The sequence below is a fragment of the Aeromonas sp. MTB genome, assembly GCF_056632455.1.
Genome location: NZ_CP147026.1, coordinates 3,403,024 through 3,428,407 on the forward strand (window position 1 = coordinate 3,403,024; position 25,384 = coordinate 3,428,407).

Sequence of the window (25,384 nt, forward strand, 5' to 3'; positions counted from 1 at the left end):
TTGGCCTCTATGCAAACACTGCAAAATCACTTCCTGCTTGCCATGCCAAGCCTGACGGATCCCTACTTCGAGCGCTCGCTGGTCTATCTGTGCGAGCACAACGAAGAGGGCGCCATGGGACTGGTCGTCAACATTCCGGTCGAGATGTCGCTGGAAACCATGCTGACCCAGCTCCAGCTCAATCCGCCCAACAACCCGGAGCTCAAGCAGCCGGTGCTGCAAGGGGGACCGGTTCACGCCGATCGCGGCTTCGTGCTGCACAGCTTCCGCCCCGGTTTCAACTCCACCCTGCAGGTGGGAGATGAGATGATGGTCACCACCTCCAAGGATATTCTGGAAACTCTGGGTACGAGCGAGGCTCCTGACTATTGGCTGGTGGCCCTTGGCTATGCCGGCTGGAGCGCCGGGCAGCTGGAGCAGGAGCTGGTGGATGGCGCTTGGCTGGTGATCCCCCCCAATCCGGCTCTGGTGTTCAAGACCCCCATTCACAAACGTTGGCAGCAAGCTGCCGCCAGCATAGGGGTGAACCCGGTTCACCTCTCCAGCGACGTCGGCCACAGCTGATCGGCTGGCCCGCTCCGCTCTCTATTTCGAGGATTTATCAGTTATGTCATCACGCAGCATCATGGGCTTTGACTATGGCACCAAGAGCATTGGCGTCGCCATCGGTCAGGAGCTGACTGGCACTGCCCAGCCTCTGCGCGCCCTCAAGGCCAACGACGGCATCCCTAACTGGGACGAGATTGAGAAGCTGCTCAAGGAGTGGCAACCGGACCTGCTCGTGGTCGGTCTGCCGCTGAACATGGATGGCACAGATCAGGAGATCACGGTACGGGCCCGCAAATTCGGTAACCGGCTGCATGGCCGTTTCGGCAAGCCGGTGGAATTCAAGGATGAGCGACTCACCACCACAGATGCCCGCGCCCGCCTGTTTGAGCGAGGCGGCTATCGCGCACTGGAAAAAGGCAGTGTGGACGGGGTATCGGCGCAGCTGATCGTCGAAGCCTGGATGGAAGAGCAGTACAACTAAGCCATCAACAGCAAGGCAAGGGTCGCCGCCCTTGCCTTGTCTCGCACAATCCCCTCATTACGCCTGTGATTGTCCCGCTACCAGCCCTTCGGCCTCTGTCGGGTTCGCATTCATCATCCGGTTCAGCCAGGGCACCATCAGCCCCATCACTACCGCAATCAGCAGGGTCGCCATCCCGATCTTGCCAAACACGCCGGTGTAAATGGGCAAAGTTTGCAGCGGATCCGTCATCCCTTGCGGCACGGCGGTAAAAGTCGCCACATAACCACCCAGCAGGGACGCCATCGCCTGGGTCAGGAACCACATTCCGAGAATGAAGCCCATCAGGCGTTGTGGCACCAGCGCGGCGACCATCGCCAGTCCCAGGGCACTGATCATCAGCTCGCCCAGACTCTGGAACAGGTAGATAAGCACCATAAACCAGGGGGAGGTCAGCCCCTGCTCATCGGCAAACCACCAGCCGGATGCCGCCGCCGTCAGAAAGCCCAGCGAGCAGAAGAACATCCCGAGGGTGAACTTGAGCGGCATAGTGAGATCCCGCCCCTTGCTGCCCATCCGGGTATAGATCATCGCGAGTACCGGGCTACCCACCACCACCCAAAAGGGGTTGAGCGCCTGGAAGCTGATGGGGTTGACGCTCATGCCCAGCATCTCGTGGTGCATGTTGTTGATGGCAAAGAAGTTCAGAGACGTCGGCATCTGGGCATACAGCACGTAGAAGAGCACTGCCTCCAGCATCAGCACGAAGGCCACATACATCTTGTTGCGGCCCACTGTGTCGAGCCTGAATGCCTCGCGAAAGAAGAAGATCACCACGGCGATGGTTACCGTCATCAGCACCATGTTGGCGATCACCACGTGGTGCATCAGCCAGGCGCAGAAGAAGACCATGGCTACCGAACCCAATATAACCAGCAGCAGTTTGCTGTAATCGAGCGGCAGGTGATCCGGCTCGGAGCCAATATCCTTGACCATATTGCGGCAGGCAAAGAAGGTGAGCAGCGCAATAATCAGCCCCACCCCGCACAGGTTATAGGTCACGGTATAGCCGTAGTGATCGGCAATCACCGGCGCGAGCGAGAGGGAGATAAGCGAGCCAATATTGATCGACATATAGAACAGGGTAAACGCCCCATCCAGCCGCGGATCTTTTGGCTGGTAGCATTTTGACAGCAGGCTGGCCGGATTGGCCTTGAACAGGCAGTTACCGACTGCAATGGTGCCCAACGCATAGAAAATCAGGTCGGGATTGTAGATAGAGAGGCCGGTCATAAAGTAGCCTATCACCAGCACCACGGCCCCCAGCACCATGGTGCGCTTGGTGCCGAGAATATGGTCACCGACATAGCCACCGACCGAGATCAGGCCATATACCAGCGCCGAGAAGGCACCGAAAGTAATAAAGGATTGCTCTTGGGAAAATCCCAGTTGCTGCACAAAGAAGACCGCCAGGATCCCCTGCACGCCGTAATAACCGAAGCGCTCCCAGAGTTCGACGAAAAATATCATAAAGAAGGGTTTGGGTTGTTGTAACAACCCTGTGGGTGCTGTTGCTGGACGCATATCAACCTGCCTTTTCTGAGATTTATTTTTATTAATCTGGTGGTGGCTGCCGCACTATTTTTTACCCGCCATTGCTATAACGGAGAGCACAGTCAGCCTGCCAATCTGGCTATTTTCGGGTGCACGCGCCCCGTTCGATGAAAGGTGTTTTCATCTAGCCGGTTTCAATTACGGGTTATCGGGGGATGGTGAGTGGCGTCTCCCAGTACAGTTACCAGCTCCGGGTTCTACCTTTGCTGCATCCCTTCACTCAAGCCGGTTTATCAACCTTGATGCTTATTCCCCTCTGCTCCGTCACTCATGGCTGGTGGTTAGATAGCCGGGGCATGACACGGCCACAGACGACCTGTGGGGCTGGCTCACGCCGCGCTCTACTGGCAGTCACCTACGCAGGCGCTATCTGACCCCGCCATTCCAAGGGGTGTCATGCTATATCACTGCAAATACAGGAACTTAATGGTCGATCACACTTTAAAATTGACCATTAGTGAAGTTTTCTAATGAAACCACATGAATTTTTTTCGTGAAAAGAGCTTCACTCGAGACGTGCAACCAAGGCCAATATGTGCATAAAGAGAGTTGAATGGAACACAGCTTGAACCCGATCTCGGCACTTAAGTCGTGCAAAAGCCCACTCATCCGGGCGATACGAGAACAAAAAGCCGGAGCAGATGGCTCCGGCTGATAGATGTGCACCGTCACGCTCACATTAGCGTGGCGATTCATCGTTGTAGAGCCGCCGGATCTCGTTGCGCAGCCACATCACCTTGGCATCCTGATTGTGCCGCTTGTGCCACAGCAAGATGAAGGCGATCTCCAGCTGGGCGTAGAGCTTCTCGGGGAGCGGCAGCGGCATGGCGATCAGATTGCCGTGATGCCGACTGGCATAACCACCGCAGTAGGAAGGGGCCACCGCAATCAGTTCGTGGCTCGACTGGGAGGCAATATGCAGCGCCTGCTCGAAGCTTGAGACCATGATGGGCACCTCCCGCTTCAGCCCCTCGTCCTCCAGCAGACTGTCGAGGGCCCAGGTATCGTTCGCCTCCCACATCATGCTGATCTGGGGGCAGGCCAGAAAGTTCTCCAGCGACCACTTCTGCTGAAGCAAGGGGTGATCCTTGCGCAGAAAAACCACCGGGCGATCAGTGAACAGCACCTCGTGATCGATGTAGTAGGGCAACCGATTGACCTTGGCCTGAGAGCGGCCATGGGTCTCGCGGGCGCAGAAGCCGAGATCTGCATCGCCATTGACGATGTCGTTGAGGGAGTGGTGATCCCACCCCAGCATCCTGACCACCGAGTTGGGGTACTTCTGGTAGATGGTCATGGGCAGATCGCTCAGGAAGCTGATGTAGAAGGGGGACTCCATCACCAGCGTGAAACGGGCACCGTCGGGGATCGCCTCGCTATTGAGCGAGGTGATGCTGTCGGTGAGCTGGAACCAGACTTTCAGCTCCTCCTCCAGGGTCAGGGAGAGGTTGGTGGGCTGCAATCCCTGCCGTACCCGCACAAACAGGGGATCATCAAACCACTCCCGCAATTTGGCCAGAGACTTGCTCACCGCCGACGGAGTGACACAGAGCTTTTTGGCCGCCCCTGCCACACTGCGCTCCTGCATCAGGTACTTGAACAACACCAGCAGGTTCAAATCGAGTTCACCCAGATTGCGCATATCCCCTCTCATCTTCCATCAGCCCTGCGACCGCGCTTCACGAAGCGCGAGCCATGGTAACAGCCCTTTGACAGCCAGGTAACTGAGCAGAGCCAGCATCAGGGCATAGATCAGCATCTCGGACGGAGTAAAGCCAAGTTGGCCCAGCAGCCAGATATAGAGGCCGGAGAGGCTGATCTGCATGATGCAGAGCACGGCGCTGGCAAAGGCCACATTGTGCTGACAACCGTCGAGCGCCTCCCCCATCGCCACCCCGAAGCCACAGGAGAACCCGACACAGACCAGCGCAAACCCCGGCAGCAACAGATGGATATCTCCCCCCGCCTGCCAGCTGCCGATCAGTGAGCACGCCGCCAGCAGATAGGAGAGATGAGACACCGCCAGCACCTTCTGTTTGCCCAGCCAGCGCAACAGCAACGGCGTCAGGAAGGAGGTGGACATACTCACGCCAGCCATCACCATCATCACGATGGAATACTGCTCTGTGGTGAAGCCAAACTCCTTCATCAGGATCAGCGGTGAGACGCTGACATAGACCAAAATAGAGGTCACGCTGGCACTGGTCAGCAAGGAGAGCAACATAAAGCGCGGCGAGCGCAGCAGGGCAAATGGCATCGCCGCACCACTGCCCGGTTGCCGGGTCGGGCGGGTCTCCTTAAGCAGCAACAAGTTCACCAGACCGCTGATGGCAGCCACCTGCGCCATCGCCACGAAGATCCCGCGCCAGTCAAAATGGGACAGGATGAGGTAACCGAGCACCGGCGCCAGCACAGGGATCACGCAGATGACCCCGTTGATCATCGAGAGCGCCATCGCCAGCCGCTCCTGACACAGCACGTCCCGCAGCACGGTAAAGGTCATGATATAGAGCGCACCGGCCCCGACCCCCTGCCAGAAACGGCCGAGGTAGAACTGGGTGATCCCTTCGGCATGACCCGCCACCAGCGAGGCGAGGACAAAAATCAGCGCCCCCCCGAGCACCACCCAGCGCCGCCCGTAGCGATCGGCAATCATTCCCCCCAGCAGCACGGTCGCCGCCATACCGAACAGATAGATAGAGAAGGCGGTGTGGATCTGCGCCTCGCTAGCCTGCAGGGTATCGGCAATCTGGGGCACGGCGACCAGATAGAGATCGATCCCGACCGGATAGAGAATGATCATCAGAAAAGTGCACAACAGGAAAACAGGCATGGATGCTCCATTACAGAGTGGCGGGCCGATGCCAGCCAGATCACAGCGACAGGCGAACAGTGGCGGGGCCAAGGTGGTGACAAAGGTAGCAACACAGCGCGTCGCAATGGGGGCAACTATATGGGCGCCCAGCGCCCTCACCTAGTGAAGAGATGGCGATCGGTACATTCCAAGCAGGAAATATTGTATTGAGCTGCGTGCCTGGACGGCCATATTTAATCGACCAGAGGCCGTAAGAAACCGGGTCACCTCCCGCTCATAGCCATCCCTGCGCAGCACTTTTACCGCCCGTCAGTTATCCGCCTTTACCCTTGCGGGCGTATAAGCTGTAGGTGCGACGCAATACAGGGAATGTGTATGAAGGGAATGGAGAGAGAAGAGCAGATTGCCGGGCTGCTGTCAGCACTGGAGCAAGTCATTCTGGGCAAGCCGCTGCAACTGAAAATCGCGCTGGTGACCCTGCTGGCGCGCGGTCATCTGCTGATCGAGGATCTGCCCGGTATGGGCAAAACCACCCTGGCCCACGCGCTGGCACAGGTACTGGGGCTGGCATGCCGGCGGATGCAGTTCACCGCCGATCTGCTCCCCGCCGACCTGCTGGGGTTGCAGATCTTTGACCCCCAGCAGCAAACATTTCGCTTTCACCCCGGCCCCATCTTCACCCAGGTACTGCTGGCGGACGAGATCAACCGCGCCAGCCCCAAAGTACAAAGCGCCCTGCTGGAGGCGATGGCAGAGGGCAAGGTGAGCATTGAGGGGAATACGCATCCCCTCCCCGATCCGTTTTTCGTCATCGCCACCCAGAACCCGGCGGATCAGGCGGGCACCTATCCACTGCCGGAGTCCCAACTCGACCGCTTCGCCGTGCGACTCTCGCTGGGTTTTCCGCCGCGAGAGGCGGAGCGCCAGTTGCTGCGCGGCAACCAGCCGACTGGCCCGTTGCCCGCCATGCTGAATGCTGCCGGACTCGCCACCTTGCAAAGCGAAGGGGATGCTATCCATGTTTCCGATGCCACCCTCGACTACCTGCTGGCGCTGGTGCACCAGAGCCGCTTTGCTGGGGATCTGCCACAGCCCCTCTCCCCCCGTGCAGCCCAGAGCTTGCTGGCGGTGAGCCGGGCCTGGGCGCTGGTAGCCGGGCGGCGCTTTGTCACGGTGGAGGATGTGCAGGCAGTCTTCCCCTATGTGGCCGAGCATCGGCTGCGGGGCAGCTTTGGCGTACAGCACGGCGAAGCCTGTCCCCTGAGCCAGCGGCTGCTGGCCAGGGTCGATCCGGACAATCCCTGATGAGCAAATTGCTAAACCGTTGGCAGCAGTGGCGAGCCCGCTGGCAGCGACGCTGGCTCGACCGCCGCATTCCCCCGGCCCGCCAGATCACGCTGGGTACCCGCAGCCTCTTTATCCTCCCCACCCGCATGGGGCTGCTCTATCTGCTGGTGCTGCTCGCCATCTATCTGCTAGGCACCAACTACCAGAACAATCTGGTACTGCTGGTGGCCTACTGCCTCGGCAGCCTGTTTATGGCAGCCATGTGGCTCACCCACCGCAACCTGCTGGGGCTGGAGCTACTGGGAGGCCCGCTGGTACTGGGGGAAGCGGGAAACCAGCTTCCTATCCGTATCTTGGTGCAGAGCCCGCGCCCGGTGCAGGCACTGCGTTTTAGCCTCAACGAAGGGATTCTCTGGCTCGCACAGGCCGACGCTGTGCCCAGCTCAGTTATCCTGCCAGTATCGGGCTCGCACCGCGGGCCACTGCTCCTTGGTCGATTGCGGGTCGAGAGCCGCTACCCCCTCGGTCTGTTTCGCTGCTGGTCCCTGCTGGACTTGCAGCTGGAGGGCTGGCTCGCCCCCAAACCGGCGTTCGGGGCGCTAAGAGGGGAACATGCGACCGAAAGCGAGGGGCATCAGGGCCAGCCAGCGCCAGCTACTCTCGGTGACTTCGATACCCTGCGGACACATCAGGCCGGTGAACCACTGAGCCGGGTCGCCTGGAAGCAACTTGCCCAGGGGCGCGGCCTGCTGACCAAGCAGTTCAATGAACCGCAGCAGGATGACACTCACCTCACCTTGCAGCGGGTCGCGGGTGGGGATCTGGAGCAGCGGCTGGCGGTGCTGGCCTGGTGGTGCGTCGATTACGGCAAGCGGGGCATCCCCTTCACCCTGACGCTGGCAAACCAGACGCTGGGGCCCGATAGCGGCGCCGCCTTTGTGCTGCGCTGCCTGCTGGCACTGGCCCGATTCGATGCCACACCACCGAAGAGCACGCCCGATGCTGCTCGATAACCGCCGCCTGCTGCCACTCATCGCCCTGCAACAGCTGCTGTTGGTCGCTGCGCTCTGGCCCCAGTTGCAACTCTGGGTAGTAACAGTGGGCGCCATCACCCTCGGCGTCCGGGCCATGATGCTGTGGCGCGGCTGGCCGCCCCTGCCTGCCCGCGGGTTGGCGCTGCTGGCCATCACCACTGTACTGTTGCTGGGGCTGCAGTGGCGTGGGCTAGGAACCCTGCCAGCCCTGATCAATCTGCTCTGGCTCGGCTATAGCCTCAAGATGATCGAGGTACGGCGCGAGCGGGATATCGAGCAGGTGCTGCTGCTCGCCTTCTTTCTGATCGCGCTGGCGCTGGTGCAGCGACAGAGCATCGGCTGGACGGCCGGGATGGGAGTGGCGCTCTGGCTGGCAGTGACCGCGCTGGTGGCCGCCATCGCCCCCGAGCAGAAACGGCCTTGGCGCAGCGCGGGCGGCGCCCTGCTGCTGGCGCTTCCCCTGCTTATCACCCTGTTTTTGCTGCTGCCAAGACTCCCGCCCCTCTGGCAGATGACCACCACCAGCCGCGCCCTGTCGGGGCTCTCGGAAGAGCTGACCCCCGGCGATATCAGCGAACTGGTCAACTCCTCGGAACTGGCGTTTCGGGTCACTTTTGCCGATGGCCCGCCCCCTGCCCGCGAGCGCTACTTTCCGGTGATGCGCCAAGAAGTTTTAGATGGCCAGCGCTGGTTGCTGAGCCCCGAGGTCAAAGCATGGCAGCAGACAGTGCCGGTGCAGACCGGGCTCACCCTTCTGGCATCTTCTCAGGCCAACACTCAACTGGCAGATAGCCCGTTGCCAGCCGGGAGCTACGAGGTGATCGCCGAGCCTCAGCGCCACCGCTGGGCCTTTGCCCTGAGTGAACCGCGTCTGCTGGCGGGCCCGGTTCTGCTCACCCCTCTCGACACCCTCTATCGGCAGGGGAGCGGCGAGGTGGCGATCCGTTATCGCATTGGCCGCGGCGAAGAACAGATCGAGGATGATAGCCAAGCCGCCCAGCGCAACCTGCAACTGCCAGCCGGAGGCAACCTGAGAGCGCGCGCTCACGGCCAAGGGCTGGCCGCACGCCACCCGGATCGCGCAGAGCTGGTCGCCGCCCTGCTCGAACAGTTTCGCAGCCAATCCTATTACTACACTCTGACCCCGCCACGGCTTGGCAGTGACGGGGTGGATGAGTTCCTGTTCGATACTCGGCGCGGCTTTTGCGGCCACTACGCCATGGCGACTGCCTTCGTGCTACGCGCTGCCGGTATTCCGGCACGGCTGGTCACCGGTTATCTCGGCGGCGAGTGGAATCCCACGGGCAAATATCTGGCGGTACACCAGTTCGATGCCCACGCCTGGGTGGAGTATCTCGATAAAGGAGGAACATGGCGGCGAATCGACCCCACGGCTGCAGTGGCGCCGGAGCGTATTGAAGGCGGCGTGAGGGAAGCGCTGAGCGACGAGTTTACCGCCGCCGACCCGCTTGCTTTGCAGCGTTATCGCAACTGGGCCCTGCTCAATCAACTGCGCTGGTGGGGCAACAATATCGACTACCAGTGGAGTCGCTGGGTGATTGGTTACGATGCGGGTCAGCTATGGCAGCAAATTGGCCTGTGCTGGCCTGCACTGACGGGGCACACTCCCTGGTTGATCCTCGCCAGCCTGATGCTGGTCGCCCTGCTGGTGAGCCTACCCCTGCTGTTGCCCGCCCGCCTGCCGCCAGAGCGGCGCATCTGGCAGCCCCTGCTCAAACGGGGTAAACACAGCGGCTACCCACCAGAGCCAGCCGAGAGCATGGGGGCATGGTGCGAGCGGCTGGCGCGGCTGCGTCCCGACCTTGCCCACCCCCTGCTAAAGAGTGCGTGGCTCTATCGACTCTGGCGTTATGCCCCCCTCAGCGAACGGCAACAAGGGCGCTGCGGGCGCCAGTTACGACGGCGTGTCAGACAGCTCGCCCAGCGCTGGGATCAGCCGCCGAAGAGCGGCTCATAAAAGAAGGGGGAGCCACCGGCTCCCCCTTCAGGTTTTAATCAAGAGGTCTGACTCACCGCTTGTTACTTTTTGGTCGGATTGTCCCAGATCCCCTCTTCCAGCTGGGAACGGATCTCGGGGTATTTGTTGGCATCGAAGGTGGGCACCTTGCCCAGCCGGAGCTGGTCGTTGTAATCCTTGGCCAGCTTGATGGCGACGCTGGAGAGCAGCAGGATCGCCACCAGGTTGACGATGGCCATCAGTCCCATGGAGACATCCGCCATCGCCCACACGATCGGCAACTCACCCACGGCACCGAACATCACCATCCCCAGCACGAACACCCGGAACAGCATCAGGCCACCCTTGTGGTTGTGCTCGAGGAACACCAGATTGGTCTCGGCATAGGAGTAGTTCGCCACGATAGAGGTGAAGGCGAAGAAGAAGATGGCCGCAGCAATGAAGATGTTGCCACCGCTGCCAATCTGGGAGGAGAGCGCCCGCTGGGTCAGCTCGACACCTGTCACGCCGGAGCCCGGCTCAAACTGACCGGACATCAGGATGATGGCGGCGGTACAGCTGCAGATAACGATGGTGTCCATAAAGACCCCCAGCATCTGCACATAACCCTGGGAGGCCGGGTGCGGCGGATAGGGAGTGGCAGTCGCCGCAGCGTTGGGCGCAGAGCCCATCCCTGCTTCGTTGGAGAAGAGACCGCGCTTGATACCGTTGATCATCGCCTGGGAGATGGCATAACCGAGCGCACCTGAGCCTGCCTGCTCAATCCCGAAGGCGGACTTGATGATCAGCATGAAAACATGAGGCAACTCGGTGATGTTCATCGCCACGATCACCAGCGCCAGCAGGATATAAGCCAGTGCCATAAAGGGCACCACCAGCTCGGCAAAACGGGCGATGCCACGAATGCCGCCGAAGATAATCAGGCCGGAGAGCGCCACCAGCGCCAGACCGCTGACCCAGTCAGGAATGCCAAACGCCACCTTCATCGCCAGACTGATGGAGTTGGCCTGCACCGCGTTGAACACCAGACCAAATGCCAGGATCAGGCAGAGCGAAAACACCACCCCCATCCAGCGCATGCCAAGGCCTTTCTCCATGTAGTAGGCCGGGCCACCACGGTAGTTGCCATCCTCATCCTTGACCTTGTAGAGCTGGGCCAGGGTGCTTTCGACGAAGGCGGTCGCCATGCCGATAAAGGCAATCAGCCACATCCAGAAGATGGCGCCGGGGCCACCCAGATAGATGGCGACAGCCACACCGGCCAGGTTGCCGGTGCCGACACGGGCGGCAAGGCTGGTACAGAGGGCCTGGAAGGAGGAGATGCCCGCGTTGTCCGATTTACGGCTGTTTTTCAGCACGGAAAACATGTGGCCAAAGTGACGGATCTGGATAAAACCCAGGCGGAAGGTGAAAAAGATACCGACCCCGATGAGCAGGTAGATGAGCACGGCTCCCCACATCAGGTCGTTTAGCATCGCAATCAAGGTGTCCATAATTCTCTCGTTGTTATTCACATCCATGGTCAGTCTGCGCTGACCGTTTTCTGTCTGTCGTTTAATTAGCGTTTCGCTAAAGGGGCGGAATCTAGCACAGCGGGAGAGCCCGGAATAGTGATCCCGGTCACGCGAGACACAAAAAACGAACGGTAAAAGCCCATAAAGCTCCATTTAAATCGCAAACTTTCAACAAACTCAATAATTCAATCAGACAGGCCACCATTAAGCCCCATAAGAGAACCTTTTTGATATATCCCTGATGAGCTATGCGAAAACGCAAACGCTTGCATGAAATGGCTTTCAAACGGAGACATTTCGCCAAACGTTTTCGCTGTAATTAAATTTCAAGTACGTAGCGAGATAATTTATGTGATCGACGACACAAATATAGATATTGGCTAAAAAAGTTCAGCTGAAAGCAAACCGGAGCGAGGTCGGGAGGAAATGTAAAAAACCTTACTAATCATATAGTTTCAAGCCATAAAACGGGATGACTCAACAGCCTGAATGTTTAACAACCAAGCGCCCCTATTGCAGGATGCAGCACATCAGTATTAATTAGGCAGGCAATGACGATGGGCCGCCCCCATCGCGCTTTTCTGAGCCTGAGGCACCAAGATCCTGTAATTTTATTTCAGAACCACCGTCTCAAGCCCGCAACCCAGGGATTACTCCCTCATTAAGAGATGATATTCGCTATGGCCGATAAATTAACCCAGCTGAAAGCCCTGACCACTGTTGTTGCCGACACCGGTGATATCGAAGCCATCAAACGCTATCAGCCCATCGATGCCACCACCAACCCCTCTCTGGTTCTGAAGGCCTCCGAGATCCCCGAGTACGCTCCGCTGATCGAAGACGCCATCAACTGGGCCAAAGCCCAGAGCCAGGACAAGGCACAGCAAATCATCGACGCGGGCGACAAGCTGGCCGTCAACATCGGTCTGGAAGTGCTGAAGATCGTTCCGGGCCGCATATCTACCGAAGTGGATGCCCGTCTCTCCTTCGATACCGAAGCCAGCATCGCCAAGGCCCGCAAACTGATCCGTCTCTACAACGAAGCCGGCATCAGCAACGACCGCATTCTGATCAAGCTGGCCTCCACCTGGGAAGGGATCCGTGCCGCTGAAGTACTGGAGAAAGAGGGTATCCAGTGCAACCTGACCCTGCTGTTCTCCTTCGCCCAGGCCCGTGCCTGTGCCGAAGCCGGTGCCTTCCTGATCTCCCCGTTCGTAGGCCGCATCCTCGACTGGTACAAGGCCAAGCACAACCGTGACTACACCGCCAGCGAAGATCCGGGCGTGGTCTCCGTCACCTCCATCTACAACTACTACAAGCAGCACGACTACCCGACCGTGGTGATGGGCGCCAGCTTCCGCAATACCGGCGAGATCCTGGAACTGGCCGGTTGCGACCGCCTGACCATTGGCCCAGCCCTGCTGGAAGAGCTGAGCAAGACCGAAGGCGCCGTGGTACGCAAACTGGACTACACCGGTGAGCGCAAGGCCAAACCGACTCCGATGACCGAAGCCGAATTCCGCTGGGAACTGAACCAGGATGCCATGGCTCACGAGAAGCTGGGCGAAGGCATCCGCATGTTCGCCATCGACCAGGGCAAGCTGGAAACCATGCTGGCAAGCCGCCTGTAATCGGTTCTTTTTTCTGATAAAAACCGGGCCCCCACCAAGGGGCCCGGTTTTTTTTCATGGGCTTTTTTAGCGCTGTCATAGAGTCGTCACGAAAACGTTTTAATTTCAGATTCGTTATGTTATACGGGTGGTGAAAACGATAAAAACCAAGGAGGGAGCCATGGAAATGTTCAACTTCGATTATGACGAGGTGGTTGAACTCGGTTCGCGTAGCCGCGGGACAACGGGAAAAAAACGTAAATGGCGTGAAATCGAGGCGTTGAAAGACAAACATCGCCTGCAGAAGGAGCTGCAATCCATCGATATCGCCTATGAAGGTCTTACAGACGAGATTGAACTGTAATACCGCCAGACACTTGTAAAAGCGCTCCGCACAGCCGGGGCGCTTTTTTATGCCGCTATCGGATGATCAAGCTGCTTGTCATGCCACCGCTAACGATGCCACAGGATGCAGCGGGCAGGCGACAGACAACGCGTTGCCGCAGTCCCTGACAGCCCTCACCAACGGCATGGCATACCAACCCTACCCCTCACCCGCGAAGAGTGAGCGGCGCCGTTTCAGGGCACGTTGGGGCACTCACCTGAATGACAGATCAACCGCAATAAAAAGCCCCCGTCGATGACGGGGGCCTGAATACTCGGGGGTGACGGCTGCGCTTAGCAGTACCCGTAGCCCAGCAGACGCTGGTAGCGCTGCTCCAGCAGTTGCTCGGTATCGAGCGGACGCAGGGCGTCCAGATCCTGCTTGATGCGGGCCTTGAGGTTTTTGGCCATCTTCTCCACATCGCGGTGGGCACCGCCGAGGGGCTCGTCGATCACATGGTCGATCAGCTTGAGCTCTTTCAGACGCTGGGCAGTGATACCCATCGCTTCGGCAGCCACAGAAGCTTTGTCAGCGCTCTTCCACAGGATGGAGGCACACCCTTCCGGCGAGATGACGGAGTAGGTGGAGTATTGCAGCATGTTGACCCGGTCACCCACGCCGATTGCCAGCGCACCACCGGAGCCACCCTCACCAATCACGGTGCAGACAACCGGCACGGTCAAACCGGCCATCACTTTCAGGTTGCGGGCAATCGCTTCGGACTGGCCACGCTCTTCGGCACCGACGCCGGGGTAAGCGCCCGGGGTATCGATAAAGGTGATGATCGGCATCTTGAAGCGCTCGGCCATCTCCATCAGACGCAGGGCCTTGCGGTATCCTTCCGGACGCGGCATGCCGAAGTTACGCTTGATCTTCTCTTTGGTCTCGCGACCCTTCTGGTGACCAATCACCATCACCGGCTCACCGTCGAGACGGGCGATGCCGCCGACGATAGCCTTGTCATCGGCATAGGCGCGATCGCCAGCCAACTCGTCGAAATCGGTGAAGATATGCTCGATATAGTCAAAGGTGTAGGGGCGCTGGGGATGACGCGCCATCTGGGATACCTGCCAGGCACCCAGATCACCGAAGATCTTCTTGGTCAGCTCTTCGTTTTTCTTCTCCAGCCGGCGGATCTCGTCTTTCAGATCCACGGCGTGATTGCCTTCACTCACATGTTTGAGTTCATCAATCTGCGCCTGCAACTCGGCAATCGGCTGTTCAAAATCCAGAAAAAGACTCATAGGGCCTTAGAACCTCTAATCAAAAACCAATTCAACCCGCTCTCGTCCAAGCAGGACTCGCAAGTCATCTATCAGTTGATCGGTGGGCGTCACCCGCCACTCGGTACCGAGCGTCAATCGCACCCGGGAGCCGGGGCGACGATAGTTTACCTGAACCGGACAGACTCCGGCACGGGCGGGCTCCAAAATCTCGCACAAACGCGGGAAAAAGCGATCATCAATCCGCTGTTCATCGAGGGAGATGCGGATTGCTCTGGCAAAACGCTCCCTCGCATCGTTGATATCCAGTAATTCTCGAGCCGACATTTTAAGGCCACCGGAGAAGTCATCAAAGCTGACCTGTCCAGAAACCACCAAAATGCGGTCCTTTTGCATCAATTCTTCATATTTTTCCAGCGCTTCACTGAACAGGGTCACATCGAGGCGACCGGAACGGTCGTCCAGGGTGAAGATCCCCATCTTGTTACCACGCTTGGTCACCATGCTGCGGGCCGCAATCACCAGCCCCGCCGCCGTGGTCACGGTATCGCGGGAGGTGGGATGCAGATCGCACAGGCGACCCGAGGTATAACGACGCAATTCGCTGCTGTACTGGTTGATGGGGTGGCCGGTGAGATAGAGTCCGAGGGTCTCGCGCTCCCCTTCCAGCCATACCTTGTCAGGCCAGTGCGGCACGTTGGCAAACGCCTTCTTGACGTCGTCAATCTCTTCGGTGAGCACGCCGAACATGTCGACCTGCCCCACCGCCTGCGCCTTGGCGTGCTGCTCGGCGGCACGCATCGCCTCCTCCAGCGTTGCCATCAGGGCGGCGCGGTGGGGGCCGAGCCGATCCATGGCGCCGGAGAGGATGAGCTTCTCCATCACCCGCTTGTTTAGCTTCTTGATATCGACCCGGTTGCAGAAGTCGAACAGATCGCGGAACGGGCCGTCCTGATCCCGGGCGCTGAGGATAGCGTCGATAGGGCCTTCACCCACCCCTTTCACCGCCCCGATCCCGTAGACGATATGACCATCTTCGTTGACCGAGAAGCGATAGCGACCGGTGTTCACATCCGGCGGGATCACGGTAAGCCCCATCCGCTGACACTCATCCACCAGGGTCACGATCTTGTCGGTGTTGTCCATATCGGCGGTCATCACCGCCGCCATGAACTCGGCCGGGAAGTGGGTCTTGAGCCAGAGGGTCTGGTAGGAGACCAGCGCGTAGGCGGCGGAGTGGGATTTGTTAAAGCCGTAGCCCGCAAACTTCTCCACCAGATCGAAGATCTTCATCGCCAGTTCGCCGTCGACGCCATTCCTGACGGCGCCCTCCTCGAAACCGGCTCGCTGCTTGGCCATCTCCTCGGGCTTCTTCTTACCCATAGCCCGGCGCAGCATATCTGCGCCCCCCAGGGTATAACCCGCCAGGGTCTGGGCGATCTGCATCACCTGCTCCTGATAGAGGATGATGCCGTAGGTGGGCTCCAGAATCGGTTTCAGGCTCTCGTGCTGCCACTTCTCGTCCGGATAGGAGATCGCTTCATTACCGTGTTTGCGGTCGATGAAGTTATCCACCATGCCTGACTGGAGCGGGCCCGGTCGGAACAGGGCCACCAGAGCGATCATGTCTTCGAAGCAGTCGGGGCGCAGCCGCTTGATGAGATCCTTCATACCGCGGGATTCCAGCTGGAATACCGCGGTGGTCTCGTAGCGCTGCAGCAGGTCGAACGACTTCTTGTCATCGATGGGGATGGCGGCGATGTCCACCGGCGGCTTGCCCTCTTTGGCAAGACGCGGGTTTATCATGCCGAGCGCCCAGTCGATGATGGTGAGGGTGCGCAGACCCAGGAAGTCGAACTTCACCAGACCGGCGTACTCCACGTCGTTCTTGTCGAACTGGGTGACCGGGTGATGGCCCTCATCATCGCAATAGAGCGGCGCAAAGTCGGTGATCTTGGTGGGCGCGATCACCACGCCACCGGCGTGTTTACCGGCGTTGCGCACCACCCCTTCGAGACGGCGAGCCATGTCGATGAGGTCTTTGACCTCCTCATCCTGCTCGTAGAGCTCGGGCAGCTTGGGCTCGGCCTCGAACGCCTTGGCCAGCGTCATGCCCGGATCCGGCGGGATCAGCTTGGAGATACGATCCACAAAGCCGTAAGCGTGGCCCAGCACCCGGCCCACGTCCCGCACTACTGCCTTGGCCGCCATGCTACCGAAGGTGATGATCTGGGAGACCGCATCCCGACCATACATGTCGGAGACGTGCTCAATCACCTCGTCGCGCCGGTCCATACAGAAGTCGACGTCGAAGTCGGGCATGGATACCCGCTCAGGGTTCAAGAAACGTTCGAACAGCAGGTCAAATTCCAGCGGGTCGAGGTCAGTGATCTTGAGGGCGTAGGCCACCAGAGAACCCGCCCCCGAGCCCCGACCCGGGCCAACGGGAATGCCGTTGTCCTTGGACCACTGGATAAACTCCATCACGATGAGGAAGTAACCCGGGAAGCCCATCTGGTTGATCACTTTCAGCTCGACATCGAGGCGCTCGTCATACTCGGGACGGCGCTCGGCCCGCACCGCCGGATCCGGGAACAGAAACTCGAGACGCTCCTCCAGACCCTCTTTCGATTTGGCCACCAGAAAATCTTCGGTAGTCATGTCACCGGTCGGGAAGTTGGGCAGGAAGTATTCGCCAAGACGCACCGTCACGTTGCAGCGCTTGGCGATCTCCACCGTGTTTTCCAGCGCTTCGGGGATATCGGCAAACAGCTCCGCCATCTCCTCCTGACTGCGCAGGTACTGCTGGGGGCTGTAGCGACGGGGACGGCGTTTGTCCATCAGGGTATAGCCATCGTGGATGGCAACCCGGATCTCGTGGGCATCGAAGTCATCGGCGTTGAGGAACACCACCTCGTTGGTGGCGACCACTGGCAGCTCGAACTCGGTGGCGATGGCCACCGCCATGTGCAAGTAGACCTCTTCGTCGGGTCGACCGGTACGCAGCAGTTCGAGGTAGTAGGCATCGGGGAAGTGGGTCTGATAGAAGGCGACGCACTGCTCGGTCATCTGCCGGTTGCCCTTGAGCAGGAACTTGCCCACATCCCCCTCGCGGCCGCCGGAGAGGACGATCACCCCCTTAGCATGCTCGGCGAGCCAGCTCTTGTCGATAACCGGCCTCCCTTGCACGTGGCCGCGCTGGTAACCGCGGGAAATAAGCAGGGTGATGTTCTGGTAGCCGTCGTTATCCATGGCTAGCAGGGTGAGACGGAACTGCTCGTCGCCGAGCTCATCGCTCTGCACCCAGAAGTCGGCACCGACGATGGGCTTGATCCCCTTGCCGTGGGCCGCGCCATAGAAGCGCACCAGACCGCACATGTTCATCTGATCGGTCAGCGCCAGCGCCGGCATGTTGTTGGCCGCAGCCGCCCCGACGATGGGGTTGATCTTCTGCAGGCCATCGACCATGGAGAAGTCGGAGTGGACTCGCAGGTGGATAAAACGGGGGTCAGCCATCGTCATCTCCTCTCGCTGCTCAAACTAAATGGCATGGTCTACTCGATCCCCAGTGCGCGGCGCACCGGTTTGAAGCTCTTGCGATATTCGGGCAGCGGGCCACGCTCGGCCAGAATGGCGAGGTGCTCCGCAGTCGGATAACCCTTGTGACGGGCAAAACCATATTCGGGATGACGGCTGTCCAGCTCGGTCATCTCCGCATCTCGGGTCACCTTGGCGAGGATAGAAGCGGCGCTGATGGCGGCCACCAGGCTATCGCCCTTGACCACGGCACGCGCTTCCATCGGCAATGCAGGGCAACGGTTGCCATCGATAAAGACCAGCTCGGGGGTGACCTTCAACCCCGCCACGGCGCGCTGCATCGCCAGCATGGTGGCATGCAGGATGTTGAGCTCGTCGATCTCCTCCGGAGTGGCGCGACCAATGGCCCAAGCGAGCGCTTTCTCTTTGATCTCGTCAAACAGGGCGAGGCGCTTCTTCTCGGAGAGCTTCTTGGAGTCAGCCAGCCCGACAATGGGATTGGCGGGATCGAGAATGACCGCAGCGGTGACCACATCACCCACCAGGGGGCCACGGCCCACTTCGTCCACACCGGCAACCAGCTTGTCGTCAGGAATATCGATCATCATCTTGTAGCCTTGAATCAAAACAGGCCCCGTGGGGCCTGACAGGGGTCGACTGGCGCGGCATTACCGCTCGAAAACGAATGAACGGGTAGCGCGGCGCAATCGACGGTCCGAAATAGCGTTATCTGCCGAGCAGATCCGCCACCGCATCGGCGGCCTGCGAGTCGGCATTACAGCGGATCAGCTGGTGCAGCTCGGTGAAGGTGTTGACCAGCGCACTGTTGTCGTGCTCGAAGTACTTGCTCACCTCTTCCACCAGATTCTCCGGGGTGCACTCGTGCTGGATGAGTTCCGGCACCAGCATGCGACCGGCCAGCAGGTTGGGCAGAGAGACAAATTCGGTCTTCACCAGTCGCTGGGCCAGCCAGTAGCTGAAGGGCTTGAGCTTGTAGCCCACCACCATCGGCTTTTTCACCAGCATGGCTTCGAGCGCCGCGGTGCCGGAGGCCAGCATCACCACGTCGGCGGCGATCATCGCCTCGCGGCCCTGCCCTTCCAGCAGCACCATGTCAAGACCCGGCGCAACCTCGGCCTTGATGGCCATAAACTGCTCGCGCCGTTTCTGGTTGACCAGCGGCACAATGAAGCCGAGATCCGGATAGCGCACCGTCAGGTGTTTGCACGCCTCGAGAAACAGCGGTGACATAAAGCCCACTTCTGCGGTGCGGCTGCCCGGTAGCACCGCCAGCCAGCGGCGATTGGCATCGATACCGAGATTGCGACGCACGGCAGCCTGATCCGGCACCAGCGGAATATCGTCCGCCATGGTGTGACCGACAAAACGGCAAGGGGCGTCGAAGCGGTCGTAGAAGGCTTTCTCGAACGGCAGGAAGGCGAGCACCATGTCGGTAGCGGCCTTGATCTTGTGAATGCGGTTCTGACGCCAGGCCCACACAGAGGGGCTGACATAGTGAACCGTCTTGATACCGGCGCGGCGCAGTTTCAGCTCCACTCCGATATTGAAATCCGGCGCATCCACGCCGATGAAGATATCGGGCGGATTGGCAATAAAGTGGCGCAGCAGTTCGCGACGAACCTTGAGGATGCGCGGCAGACGGCCAAGCACCTCGGTGATCCCCATGACGGAGAGCTCTTCCATCTCGAACAGGGCCTTGACGCCGAGGGCCTGCATCCGCGGCCCGGCGATCCCTTCGAACTGCGCATCCGGGTAGCGGGCTTGCAGCTCGCGCACCAGACCGGCAGCCAGAATGTCGCCGGAGACCTCTCCGGCGACGATACCGATACGAACCGGATCAGGCACGGATGATCCCGCGCTCGTTATCTTTGAGGAAGTCCACATAGAGCTGGACGGCCGGTTCGGCTTGCGCCATCTCGATCAGCACAGGCAGCACCTCTTCGATGGTCTTGCCGGAGCGGAAGATCTCTTTGTAGGCACGCTTGACGGCAGAGATGGCCTCGGCGCTGAAACCGCGGCGACGCAGACCTTCGGAGTTGACCCCGAACGGCTTGGCGTAGTTGCCGGCGGCCATCACGTAAGGCGGCACGTCCTTGTTCAGGGCGGCGCAGCCACCGACGAAGGCGTGGGAGCCGACGCGACCAAACTGATGAATGGCGGAGAGGCCACCAAAGATCACGAAGTCACCGATCACCACGTGGCCCGCCAGGGTCGCGTTGTTGGCGAAGATGCAGTTGTCACCGATGATGCAGTCGTGGGCAACGTGAACGTTGACCATGAACAGGTTGCCGCTGCCCACCTTGGTCAGGCTCTGATCCTGAATGGTGCCGCGGTGGAAGGTGCAGTTCTCGCGAATGACGTTGTTGTCGCCAATCTCGAGGAAGGTGCGCTCACCGGCGTACTTCTTGTCCTGGCAATCCTCACCGATGGAGGTGTGCTGGAAGATCTTGTTGCCACGACCAATCTTGGTCGGGCCCTTGATCACCACATGGGAACCTACCCAGGTGTTGTCACCGATTTCCACCTCGGCGCCGATGACAGAAAAGGGGCCGATTTCAACCCCTTTACCGATCACGGCAGACTCATGGACGATGGCTGTATCGTGAATGATGGCAGTCTGGTCGATCACGTGTGTTAAACCTCGCGTTTGGCGCACATCAGCTCGGCGGTACAGACCACTTCACCGTCGACGGTGGCGACACCGGTGAACTTGGCAATACCGCGACGCTCCTTCAGGAACTCCACGTCCAGCACCAGTTGGTCACCGGGGCCGACCGGGCGCTTGAAGCGAGCGTTGTCGATTGAGGCAAAATAATAGAGTTCGTTGGGAGACGGCTTGCCCACCATTGTAAAGGCCAGGATACCGGTGGCCTGTGCCATCGCTTCCAGGATCAGTACGCCCGGGAACACCGGCTTGGCCGGGAAGTGCCCCTGGAAGATCGGCTCGTTGAACGAGACGTTCTTGATGGCGCGCAGGGTTTTGCGCTCATCGCTGATCTCGTAGTCGTCTACACGATCCACCATCAGAAACGGATAACGGTGGGGCAGCAGATCCATGATTTCCTGGATACCCAGGCTCTTCTTTTCAGTAGTCAAAACAGTACCCTATACCAATCGTGATTATTCTTGATCCAGCTTCTTCTCAAGCTTGCTTAACCGCTTGTGCATCTCTTCGATACGCATCACCCGGGCGGCGGTCTTGCGCCACTCTTTATTGGTTTGCAGAGGGATGCCGGAAGAGTAGACACCGGGCTCGGTAATGGGTCGCATAACCATGGCCATACCGGTGACGGTGGCCTGGTCGCAGATCTCCATATGCCCGTTAAAGACGGAAGCGCCGCCAATGATACAGTATTTGCCGACCTTGAGACTACCAGCCATCACGGTGGAGCCCGCCACGGCGGTGCCGTAACCGATCTCCACGTTGTGGGCGATCTGGCACTGGTTGTCGATGATGACGTTGTCAGCGATGCGGGTATCTTCCAGGGCACCGCGGTCAATGGTGGTACAGGCACCGATCTCGACCCGGTTGCCAATGGTCACACCGCCGAGCTGGGGGATCTTGATCCACTCGCCACGCTCGTTGGCATAACCGAAACCATCGGCGCCGATCACTGTGCCGGATTGAACCAGACAGTCGGTACCCATGGTCACATTGTGATAGAGGGTGACGTTGGCCCACAGCCGGGAGCGGGCTCCCAGCCGGGTATTTTTGCCAACAAAACAGCCCGGGCCAATGCGTACATCGTCACCCAGCACGACGCCGGATTCGATCACTGCATTGGCGCCGATGGCCACTCTCTCGCCCAGTTGCACGTCAGCCGCGATAACGGCACTCGGATGAATATCCGTGGCCGGCTGCGGGGTGGTGTCCAGCAGTTGGGCTACCCGGGCAAAGCCCACATAGGGGTCTTTGAGCACCAGGGCATTGGTGGGACAAAATGGCAGATCCGCTTCTGTAATGAGCACGGCGGTCGCCTTGCTCTGCTCCAGATAGTGTCGGTACTTCTTGTTGGACAGGAAGGTGATATCCCCCTCCCCGGCCTTTTCCAGTGTCGCTACCTTGCGGATTTCCAGGGTTCCGTCGCCATGGACCTGGGCCCCCAGTTGCTGGGCCAGCTGTGCGAGAGTGAATGCCATCAATTAGTTGCTCTTGCTTACCTGAGAAATAACCTGGCCGGAGATGTCCAGCTTGCTGGCGGCATACGGGGCGGCATTGCGCTCCAACACCAGATCGTAACCATTGCTCTTGGCGATGGAATCGATGGCAGCCTGCACCTTGGTCAGGATCTTGTTGCGCTCTTCGGACTGACGGCGGCCGTTGTCCTGCTCAAAGGCTTGACGCTTCTGGTTGAACTCCATCTGCAGCTTGGCCAGCTTCTCCTGGTTCTGCTTCTTCTGCTCGGCGCTCATGAAGGCTTCATCCTTGCGGAACTTTTCGACCAGCTTCTGGCCTTCCTGTTCCAGCTTCTGCAGCTCACGCATGCGCGGCTCGAATTCGCCTTTCAGCTTGGCTGCAACGGCTTCACGCTGGGGCAGCTTTTGGAAGACTTCGCCCATATCAACCACGGCGATCTTGGTCTCAGCGAAGGCAGAACCCATGCCGGCAGCCATCAGTGCAAAGCTCAAACCAGCTACTTTCAACGCTTTATTCACACTTACTCCTTGTTCCCTCATGGCGAGGGCTACCTGATTTACCCGATTATGCAAGCGGCGTTAGGACCGTCTTGTTACCTGGTGAGGCACGCATACCGCGCGTCCCATCATTGAAGACCCCCACCGCATGGGTGGGGGCGAAACTCTGCTTAGAAAGTACGACCGATGTTGAAGGAGAAGACTTCGGTGCGATCCCCTTCGTATTTCTTGATCGGCTTGGCCAAGGCAAACACCAGCGGGCCCATCGGCGAGAGCCACTGCAGGGAGACACCGGCAGAGACCCGGATATTGCCCGGGTTGGAGTAGTCCTGGCTCAGATAGTTGCAATCAGAACCGGCGGCGCAAGGATATGCCCCGTTGGCAAAATCAGTGCTCCAGACGGTACCTGCGTCCATAAAGACGGTTGAACGGATCTGCGGACGATAGGTCTCGGAGACGAACGGGGTCGGGAAGACCAGCTCCAGTGAGGCGACGGCCAGAGCGTTACCCCCCACCGAGGTGTCGGAACCTTCATAGTAGCCAGTTTCACACGGCTGAGAACCAGTGCAACTGCCAGCACCCGGCTTGTTGTAGGTCTTGTAGATCGCCTTGGGACCAATGGTATTGCTCTTGAAGCCACGTACCGTATCGAAACCACCGGCATAGTAGTTCTCGAAGAACGGCAGCATGGAGTCATCGCCATAGCCGTTACCGTAGGAGACACGACCCTTGCCGATCATAACCCAGCTATGATCCGCATCGAGCGGGAAGTAGTGGGCATCTTCGGCAGAGAGCTTGTAGTACTGCAGCTCCATGCCCGGCACGGTCACCTTGGCGTTGATACGCTGACGATCGCCAGAAGTCGGGAACATCCCCTTGTTCAGGGTAGAGCGGGTCCAGCCAGCGGTGACATCAACGGTCACAAAGTCGAGGTTGGAACCATCCTGTGAGTAAGCATTCCAGAACTGATCCATCTGTACCGACTGGCGGTTATCATTCCACTGATCCCAGCAGTAGGTATTGCCATCAGTATCCGGATTGTCCTTCAGACACTCCTGATAGTTCTGGGCATTGAATGACGGACGGCTCAGCTTGGTGCTCTCGATACCGGTACTGAAGTCGAGACGGTTGAACTCGTTGACCGGGAAGCCGCTGGAGAGACGGAAACCGATGGTTTCATTCTCGTAATCAACGATATCGGCATCATCGGCGCGGAACTGGTTGTAATAGACCCGACCACCCAGGCTGACACCATCCACTGTGAAGTAGGGGTCGTTGTAGCTCAGGTCAACGTTCTTGGAGTAGTCGTTGGTGCTGGCGTTGATGGAGACCTTTTTACCGGTACCCATAAAGTTGTCCTGGGAGATCCCCGCCTGCAGGCTCAGACCCGATTCGGTACCGTAACCGATACCGGCGTTGATGGAGCCTGCTGGCTGCTCCTTGACCTTGAAGTCGAGGTCAACCAGGTCATCGTTGCCCGGCACCCGCTTGGTGTCCACTTCGACGCTCTCGAAGTAGCCAAGACGGTTGAGACGACTCTTGGACTGCTCGATGTTGTCGGAGGAGAGCCAGGTGCCCTCCATCTGGCGCATCTCGCGACGCAGTACCTGATCTTCGGTGGTGGCGTTACCGCTGAAGTTGATATTGCGCACATAGACACGGGGGCCCGGCTCAACGTTGACTATCAGCTCCACTTCCTTGGTCTTGTCATTGATCTGCGGGAAGGTGACCACTTTCGGATAGGCGTAGCCGTAACGGCCGAGGAACTTGGAGAGCACCTCTTCGGTATGAGTCACCTGACTGGCAGAGTAAGTGCTGCCGGCAGCGATCGGGATCAATCCCTTCATCTCGCCACCGCGATCGATCAGGTCCCCCTTGAGCTGGACACCGGAGACCTTGTACTGATCCCCTTCCTTGATGTTGAGGGTGACGTAAACGCCCTTCTTGTCGGGGGTCATGGAGACCTGGGTAGACTCCTGCTGGAAGCGGATATAGCCACGATCCATGTAGTAGGAGCGCAGGGTCTCGATATCACCCGCCAGCTTCTGTTTCTGATAGCGCTGATCGGCGGTGAAGTTCCACCAGGGCACTTCGTCGCGCAGGGAGAGCTGGGCAATCAGTTTCTCTTCCGGGAAGACGCTGTTGCCGACGATGTTGATCTGCTGGATCTTGGCCGCTTCCCCTTCCACGAAGGTGAACTTGAGGTCGACCCGGTTGCGCGGCAACGGGGTGACGATGGCCTTGACCTTGGCGGAGTATTTACCCACGCCATAGTAGAAATCTTCCAGTCCCTTCTCGAGGGAGGTGAGCACGGTGCGATCCAGCGGATCGCCCACACGGATGCCGGAGGACTCCAGACTCTGGGTCAGTTGCTCCTCTTTGATATCCTTGTTGCCGGCAAACTCGATACTGGAGATGGTCGGACGCTCCTTGACCATCACCTGCAGCACCTGGCCGTCACGGTAAACCTTCACATCCTCGAAGTTACCCGAGGCATAGAGCTTTTTGATGGCGCTGGCCAGAGCCACGGAGTCGACGGTATCACCGACCCGGATCGGCAGGTTCAACAGTGCGGCACCCAGGGTCACCCGTTGCAGACCTTCGACCTGGATATCTTGCACCACAAAAGAGGCAGGGGCCGCCTGGGCCAGGAAACTGGCACCCAGCAGGCAACTCAACACCAATGCTTTTTTAACAGCCATTTTGTTCTTATGTGTCCTTG

Annotated in this window: 20 protein-coding genes; 7 read left to right on the forward strand and 13 right to left on the reverse strand. The window is 59.2% G+C overall.

The genetic code is table 11. The features are described from left to right. The first annotated feature begins 9 nt into the window (after positions 1-9). Both WBR25_RS15455 and ruvX read left to right on the forward strand, forming a co-directional pair. Positions 10-564: a YqgE/AlgH family protein gene (locus WBR25_RS15455; protein WP_128815665.1), complete on the forward strand. Its 555-nt coding sequence runs from the start codon at positions 10-12 to the stop codon at positions 562-564. A 43-nt stretch (positions 565-607) separates the two neighbouring features. Next, positions 608-1,030, forward strand: a complete 423-nt coding sequence (gene ruvX / locus WBR25_RS15460) for a Holliday junction resolvase RuvX (RefSeq protein ID WP_005343821.1) — start codon at positions 608-610, stop codon at positions 1,028-1,030. 57 nt (positions 1,031-1,087) lie between these two features. On the opposite strand, the gene dtpB is transcribed toward ruvX, so the two are convergent. From dtpB to WBR25_RS15475, 3 genes are all read right to left on the reverse strand, one after another. After that, on the reverse strand, positions 1,088-2,593 hold the full coding sequence (gene dtpB / locus WBR25_RS15465; RefSeq protein ID WP_479748554.1) for a dipeptide/tripeptide permease DtpB: 1,506 nt from the start codon (positions 2,591-2,593) through the stop codon (positions 1,088-1,090). Positions 2,594-3,302: 709 nt separating this feature from the next. Then, the gene (yidZ, locus tag WBR25_RS15470) at positions 3,303-4,265 is read right to left on the reverse strand and encodes an HTH-type transcriptional regulator YidZ (RefSeq protein ID WP_479749913.1); all 963 of its coding nucleotides are present in this window, start codon (positions 4,263-4,265) and stop codon (positions 3,303-3,305) included. Between the two features lie 18 nt (positions 4,266-4,283). Further along, positions 4,284-5,456 (reverse strand): MFS transporter, encoded by a 1,173-nt coding sequence (locus WBR25_RS15475; RefSeq protein WP_257123518.1) that lies wholly within the window; start codon positions 5,454-5,456, stop codon positions 4,284-4,286. A gap of 357 nt (positions 5,457-5,813) precedes the next feature. Between WBR25_RS15475 and WBR25_RS15480 the strand changes: the two genes are divergently transcribed. The 3 genes from WBR25_RS15480 to WBR25_RS15490 are packed head-to-tail and all read left to right on the forward strand — an operon-like array spanning position 5,814 to position 9,737. Further along, positions 5,814-6,743: an AAA family ATPase gene (locus WBR25_RS15480; RefSeq protein WP_479748556.1), complete on the forward strand. Its 930-nt coding sequence runs from the start codon at positions 5,814-5,816 to the stop codon at positions 6,741-6,743. Continuing rightward, positions 6,743-7,738, forward strand: coding sequence for a DUF58 domain-containing protein (locus WBR25_RS15485; RefSeq protein WP_479748558.1), 996 nt, complete (start codon positions 6,743-6,745; stop codon positions 7,736-7,738). The genes WBR25_RS15480 and WBR25_RS15485 overlap by 1 nt, the downstream gene beginning before the upstream one ends. Next, on the forward strand, positions 7,725-9,737 hold the full coding sequence (locus tag WBR25_RS15490) for a transglutaminase TgpA family protein (protein ID WP_479748560.1): 2,013 nt from the start codon (positions 7,725-7,727) through the stop codon (positions 9,735-9,737). Before WBR25_RS15485 ends, WBR25_RS15490 begins: the two co-directional genes overlap by 14 nt. 62 nt (positions 9,738-9,799) lie before the next feature. Here the strand turns inward: WBR25_RS15490 and WBR25_RS15495 are convergent, their stop codons facing one another. Further along, positions 9,800-11,230, reverse strand: a complete 1,431-nt coding sequence (locus tag WBR25_RS15495; RefSeq protein ID WP_013724018.1) for an alanine/glycine:cation symporter family protein — start codon at positions 11,228-11,230, stop codon at positions 9,800-9,802. A gap of 701 nt (positions 11,231-11,931) precedes the next feature. Here WBR25_RS15495 and tal point away from each other — a divergent pair. Both tal and WBR25_RS15505 read left to right on the forward strand, forming a co-directional pair. Further along, a complete protein-coding gene (tal, locus tag WBR25_RS15500) occupies positions 11,932-12,882 on the forward strand; it encodes a transaldolase (protein ID WP_139409993.1) in 951 nt (316 codons plus the stop codon). A gap of 160 nt (positions 12,883-13,042) precedes the next feature. Beyond that, a complete protein-coding gene (locus WBR25_RS15505) occupies positions 13,043-13,225 on the forward strand; it encodes a DUF3545 family protein (protein ID WP_005338547.1) in 183 nt (60 codons plus the stop codon). 314 nt (positions 13,226-13,539) lie between these two features. Here the strand turns inward: WBR25_RS15505 and accA are convergent, their stop codons facing one another. The 9 genes from accA to bamA all read right to left on the reverse strand — a co-directional run bounded on the left by accA (position 13,540) and on the right by bamA (position 25,364). Continuing rightward, positions 13,540-14,490, reverse strand: coding sequence for an acetyl-CoA carboxylase carboxyl transferase subunit alpha (gene accA / locus WBR25_RS15510; protein ID WP_005338549.1), 951 nt, complete (start codon positions 14,488-14,490; stop codon positions 13,540-13,542). A 15-nt stretch (positions 14,491-14,505) separates the two neighbouring features. Then, positions 14,506-17,985 carry a DNA polymerase III subunit alpha gene (gene dnaE, locus WBR25_RS15515; RefSeq protein ID WP_335864623.1) on the reverse strand — a complete coding sequence of 1,160 codons (3,480 nt, stop codon included), beginning with the start codon at positions 17,983-17,985 and terminating at the stop codon, positions 14,506-14,508. A 38-nt stretch (positions 17,986-18,023) separates the two neighbouring features. Beyond that, the gene (gene rnhB, locus WBR25_RS15520; RefSeq protein WP_005343795.1) at positions 18,024-18,614 is read right to left on the reverse strand and encodes a ribonuclease HII; all 591 of its coding nucleotides are present in this window, start codon (positions 18,612-18,614) and stop codon (positions 18,024-18,026) included. Positions 18,615-18,732: 118 nt separating this feature from the next. Beyond that, positions 18,733-19,872 (reverse strand): lipid-A-disaccharide synthase, encoded by a 1,140-nt coding sequence (gene lpxB, locus WBR25_RS15525; RefSeq protein WP_040098041.1) that lies wholly within the window; start codon positions 19,870-19,872, stop codon positions 18,733-18,735. After that, on the reverse strand, positions 19,865-20,656 hold the full coding sequence (lpxA, locus tag WBR25_RS15530; protein ID WP_005338557.1) for an acyl-ACP--UDP-N-acetylglucosamine O-acyltransferase: 792 nt from the start codon (positions 20,654-20,656) through the stop codon (positions 19,865-19,867). The genes lpxB and lpxA overlap by 8 nt, the downstream gene beginning before the upstream one ends. Positions 20,657-20,661: 5 nt before the next feature. Continuing rightward, positions 20,662-21,123, reverse strand: coding sequence for a 3-hydroxyacyl-ACP dehydratase FabZ (gene fabZ / locus WBR25_RS15535; protein WP_005338559.1), 462 nt, complete (start codon positions 21,121-21,123; stop codon positions 20,662-20,664). A gap of 24 nt (positions 21,124-21,147) precedes the next feature. Continuing rightward, positions 21,148-22,167, reverse strand: a complete 1,020-nt coding sequence (lpxD, locus tag WBR25_RS15540; protein WP_005338561.1) for a UDP-3-O-(3-hydroxymyristoyl)glucosamine N-acyltransferase — start codon at positions 22,165-22,167, stop codon at positions 21,148-21,150. 3 nt (positions 22,168-22,170) lie between these two features. Beyond that, positions 22,171-22,683: an OmpH/Skp family outer membrane protein gene (locus WBR25_RS15545; protein ID WP_005338563.1), complete on the reverse strand. Its 513-nt coding sequence runs from the start codon at positions 22,681-22,683 to the stop codon at positions 22,171-22,173. Positions 22,684-22,832: 149 nt separating this feature from the next. After that, a complete protein-coding gene (gene bamA / locus WBR25_RS15550; protein WP_021229212.1) occupies positions 22,833-25,364 on the reverse strand; it encodes an outer membrane protein assembly factor BamA in 2,532 nt (843 codons plus the stop codon). Between the last annotated feature and the right edge of the window lie 20 nt (positions 25,365-25,384).

Coding starts and splice junctions, on each gene's coding strand:
- WBR25_RS15455 (WP_128815665.1), top strand. CDS start 10: ATGCAAACACTGCAAAATCACTTCCTGCTTGCCATGCCAAGCCTGACG.
- ruvX (WP_005343821.1), top strand. CDS start 608: ATGTCATCACGCAGCATCATGGGCTTTGACTATGGCACCAAGAGCATT.
- dtpB (WP_479748554.1), bottom strand. CDS start 2,593: ATGCGTCCAGCAACAGCACCCACAGGGTTGTTACAACAACCCAAACCC.
- yidZ (WP_479749913.1), bottom strand. CDS start 4,265: ATGCGCAATCTGGGTGAACTCGATTTGAACCTGCTGGTGTTGTTCAAG.
- WBR25_RS15475 (WP_257123518.1), bottom strand. CDS start 5,456: ATGCCTGTTTTCCTGTTGTGCACTTTTCTGATGATCATTCTCTATCCG.
- WBR25_RS15480 (WP_479748556.1), top strand. CDS start 5,814: ATGAAGGGAATGGAGAGAGAAGAGCAGATTGCCGGGCTGCTGTCAGCA.
- WBR25_RS15485 (WP_479748558.1), top strand. CDS start 6,743: ATGAGCAAATTGCTAAACCGTTGGCAGCAGTGGCGAGCCCGCTGGCAG.
- WBR25_RS15490 (WP_479748560.1), top strand. CDS start 7,725: ATGCTGCTCGATAACCGCCGCCTGCTGCCACTCATCGCCCTGCAACAG.
- WBR25_RS15495 (WP_013724018.1), bottom strand. CDS start 11,230: ATGGACACCTTGATTGCGATGCTAAACGACCTGATGTGGGGAGCCGTG.
- tal (WP_139409993.1), top strand. CDS start 11,932: ATGGCCGATAAATTAACCCAGCTGAAAGCCCTGACCACTGTTGTTGCC.
- WBR25_RS15505 (WP_005338547.1), top strand. CDS start 13,043: ATGGAAATGTTCAACTTCGATTATGACGAGGTGGTTGAACTCGGTTCG.
- accA (WP_005338549.1), bottom strand. CDS start 14,490: ATGAGTCTTTTTCTGGATTTTGAACAGCCGATTGCCGAGTTGCAGGCG.
- dnaE (WP_335864623.1), bottom strand. CDS start 17,985: ATGGCTGACCCCCGTTTTATCCACCTGCGAGTCCACTCCGACTTCTCC.
- rnhB (WP_005343795.1), bottom strand. CDS start 18,614: ATGATGATCGATATTCCTGACGACAAGCTGGTTGCCGGTGTGGACGAA.
- lpxD (WP_005338561.1), bottom strand. CDS start 22,167: ATGGCATTCACTCTCGCACAGCTGGCCCAGCAACTGGGGGCCCAGGTC.
- bamA (WP_021229212.1), bottom strand. CDS start 25,364: ATGGCTGTTAAAAAAGCATTGGTGTTGAGTTGCCTGCTGGGTGCCAGT.